This window comes from Gordonia sp. (in: high G+C Gram-positive bacteria), from assembly GCF_012515855.1.
Classification (GTDB): Bacteria; Actinomycetota; Actinomycetes; order Mycobacteriales; family Mycobacteriaceae; genus Gordonia.
This window is the reverse complement of sequence record NZ_JAAYXO010000030.1, coordinates 1-3,435: the sequence shown is the minus strand read 5'-3', so window position 1 is coordinate 3,435 and position 3,435 is coordinate 1. Positions and strand designations below refer to the sequence as shown.

Annotated in this window: 4 protein-coding genes; 2 read left to right on the top strand and 2 right to left on the bottom strand. The window is 67.5% G+C overall.

From position 1 onward, the window contains the following. Positions 1 to 145: 145 nt before the first annotated feature. Entirely contained in the window at positions 146 to 409 is a 264-nt protein-coding gene (locus GX543_RS01875; protein WP_290849431.1) for a hypothetical protein, read from the bottom strand. A gap of 90 nt (positions 410 to 499) precedes the next feature. Further along, complete coding sequence (locus GX543_RS01870; protein WP_290849430.1) at positions 500 to 1,714, bottom strand: acetyl-CoA C-acetyltransferase; 1,215 nt, start codon at positions 1,712 to 1,714, stop codon at positions 500 to 502. A 125-nt stretch (positions 1,715 to 1,839) separates the two neighbouring features. Between GX543_RS01870 and GX543_RS01865 the strand changes: the two genes are divergently transcribed. Both GX543_RS01865 and GX543_RS01860 read left to right on the top strand, forming a co-directional pair. Next, a complete protein-coding gene (locus GX543_RS01865) occupies positions 1,840 to 3,015 on the top strand; it encodes a TetR/AcrR family transcriptional regulator (RefSeq protein WP_290849429.1) in 1,176 nt (391 codons plus the stop codon). A 59-nt stretch (positions 3,016 to 3,074) separates the two neighbouring features. Then, a partial coding sequence (locus GX543_RS01860) for a TerD family protein (protein ID WP_290849428.1) occupies positions 3,075 to 3,435 on the top strand: 361 nt, incomplete at its 3' end.

The window sequence follows — 3,435 nt, the reverse complement described above, 5'->3', positions numbered from 1 at the left end:
CTCACCGCGACGCAGTACCGCTGACGCCCGTCCGGGGTTTCTCCACACCTGTGGACAACCCTGGGGAGGGTCACATCGGTGTAACTCTCCCGTTACCGGCGTCACATCCGGCTCGTCACCGGATCCGGCCGGGGACCGGGAGGGATCAGAGGTCCTCGACCGGGGTGAGGAGCTCCATCTCGTCCATGCAGTGCCGGGGCGGCTCCGGGTCGGTGTCGACCGCCGAGGTCATCCGCACCTCGGTGCCGCACGTGGCGCAGCGGTAGAGCAGCTTCACCTTCCGGAGCTCACCGGGAGGCGGGGGTTCGGGGACGGGCCGGACCATCCCGCCGAGCACGGCGATCCCAAGCCGCACCAGCAGGAGCGCCACCCCGAGGGCGATCACCACGCGCAGGACGTCCCAGACCACGGTCCCGAGCCTACGGTCCGGTCCCGGACGCGCCACGACCCGCCCGGTCGCCGTGACGGCGCCGCGAGCGGGTCGTGGGTGAGAGGTGGGTCAGCCGAGGCGCTCGACGATGGTGGCGTTGGCCAGGCCACCGCCCTCGCACATCGTCTGGAGGCCGTAGCGGCCGCCGGTGCGCTCGAGCTCGTTGACCAGGGTGGCCATCAGCTTGGCGCCCGAGGCGCCCAGCGGGTGGCCGAGGGCGATGGCGCCGCCGTTGACGTTGACCTTCTCGTGGGGGATGTTGAGGTCCTTCTCCCACTTCATGACCACCGAAGCGAAGGCCTCGTTGAGCTCGAAGACGTCGATGTCGTCGACGGTCAGGCCGGCCTTGGCCAGCACCTTCTCGGTGGCGGGGGTGGGGCCGGTCAGCATGATCGACGGCTCCGAGCCGACCTCGGCGTAGGCCACGACGCGGCCGCGCGGGGTGAGGCCGTTGCGCTTGCCCGCCTCTTCCGAGCCGATGAGCACCAGGGCGGCGCCGTCGACGATGCCGGAGCTGTTGCCGCCGGTGTGAACGTGGTTGACCTTCTCGACGCTCGTGTACTTCTGCATCACGACGTCGTCGAAGCCGACCATGTCGGCCAGGCCCTGGAAGGCTGGCTTGAGCTTGCCGAGGCCCTCGGCGGTGGTGCCCGGACGCATGTGCTCGTCCTTGTCCAGCAGGGTCACACCGTTGATGTCCTTGACCGGGACGATCGACTTCTCGAAGCGGTTCTCCTGCCATGCGACATCCGCACGACGCTGCGACTCGGCAGCAAAGTTGTCGATGTCCTCACGCGAGAAGCCCTCGATGGTGGCGATCAGGTCGGCACCGATGCCCTGCGGGGCGATGTAGTTGTCGTACGCGGTGGCGGGGTCCATGAACAGCGCGCCGCCGTCGCTGCCCATCGGCACGCGCGACATCGACTCGACACCGCCGGCCAGCACCAGGTCGTCGAAGCCCGAGGCGACCTTGGCCGCGGCCAGGTTGCAGGCTTCCAGACCCGAAGCGCAGAAGCGGTTGATCTGGGTGCCGGGGACGCTCTCGCCCAGGCCCGAGTTCAGTGCGGCGGTACGTGCGATCACGGCGCCCTGCTCACCGACCGGCGAGACCACGCCGAGCACGACGTCGTCGACGGCCTTCGGATCCAGGTCGGAGTGGCGCTCCAGCAGCGAGTCGATCAGACCGGAGATGAGGTCGATCGGCTTGACGCTGTGCAGCGATCCACCGCGCTGCTTGCCGCGAGGCGTACGCACCGCGTCGTAGATGAATGCTTCGTCGGACACAAGTGTTCCTTTCACACGAACCGGGAGTGGTTACCTTCGTAGGCTAACCCGGTATAACGCTTTTGACCATACCTCATGGTCAAGTCGTTCAAATCTCGCTATTCATGGGCTATGGTCAGTTCACCATGACCACCACCAGAGCGACTCGGCGCTCACGGTCCATCGACCGTCGCCGCCAACTCATCGATGCAGCTACCGTGCTGTTCGCTGAGCGCGGCTATGCCCACGTGTCGGTAGCCGACATCGCTCGGCGCGCCGGGGTGAGCCCGCCGACGGTGTACCGCCACTTCGCCGACAAGCAGGCCCTCCTGTACGCAGCCGTGCAGGTACGGGTCGACGAGCTCGAGGCCAGCACCGACGCCGCCGAGCTCGAGAGCAGCGACGATCCCACCGAGGCGCTCGCCGCCGGCGTCACCGCGATGTGCATCGCCAATCCGCACGCCACGTCGCTGTGGCGGTGGTCGGGCCAGCACCTCACCGCGGACGAGAACGCCGACGTGGTGCGCCGCACCCGAACCGTCCTGCGTCGCTGGGCATCCGCCATCCGCTCGAGCCGACCAGAGCTCACCGAACGCGAGTCGATGTACCTCGCGGGCGCCGTCCTCAGCGTGGTCGGCAGCGGCGCGGGCCGCGCGGTCCGCGGCAACGTCGACGACGTCGAGGCCATGGTCCTGGAACTGGTCCGCCGCACCGTCGAGCTCCGCCCCGCCGACGCGCAGCCCGCTCACCAGACCCCGAACTTCGGCTACGACGCCCCCACGCGCCGCGACGAGATCCTCGACGCCGCAGCCAAGATGTTCGCCGACCAGGGATTCGCCAGTACCGGGATGGACGAGATCGGCGCCGCCGTCGGTATCACCGGCCCCAGCGTCTACAAGCACTTCCCATCGAAGATCGCGATTCTGGTCGGCATCAGCCAGCGCAGCGCCATGCGCCTCGAAGTCGGCGTGATGGCGGCCTACGCCGGCTCATCCGAGCCCACCGCACGCCTGGGTGCCCTGGTGGACCACTACGTCGACTCCGTCACTTCGACCCCCGATCTGCTGGTCGGATTCACCAGCGCCTACGTCTTGGCCGGCGACCCGCAGGCCGCCGAACTCCTCGCGGTTCAGCGCCGCTACGTTGCGCGATGGGTCCAACTCCTGGTCGAGATCGACTCCCGTACGGAAGCTTCCGCGGTCCTCGCAGTTCACGCTGCACTCGCGATCGTCAACGATGCCGTCCGACTCCCCCGCAGCACCCCGCGCCCGGAGTTCGCCGCGCGGATGGCGTATCTGATGAAGGGCGTGATGGGGGTCTGACCGGCGGATTGACCCCCGAAAGCGTCGTCGACCAGCTACTTTCCCGGTAGGTTATCGGCATGAGCGCGACAGTTCTTACCAAGGGCGCAAACTTCTCACTGCCCAGCGATTCGCCGATCATCGTGACAATCGAAGTCGACTCCGGCGGTGCGCTTACCACCGATGCCAGCGTGCTCCTGCTCGAAGAATCGGGCCGCGTCCGCTCGAGTTCGGACTTCGTGTTCTACAACCAGCCGAAGTCAGTCGACGGTTCCGTTCAACTATTGGAACGCGAGCCCGAGATCGCGGGCGTCTGTCGCGACGCCGTCGCTATCCGACTGGATCGTTTGCCAGCCGAGATCGATCGGGTGGTGATCGGGGCCAGCGTCGACGACGAGTCTGAACCGTTCGGCACGGCTGAACAGTCTCGCATGACTGTCG

What these genes read in the sequence shown, in the direction of transcription:
- GX543_RS01865 (WP_290849429.1), top strand. Translation starts at nt 1,840, where the DNA reads ATGACCACCACCAGAGCGACTCGGCGCTCACGGTCCATCGACCGTCGC.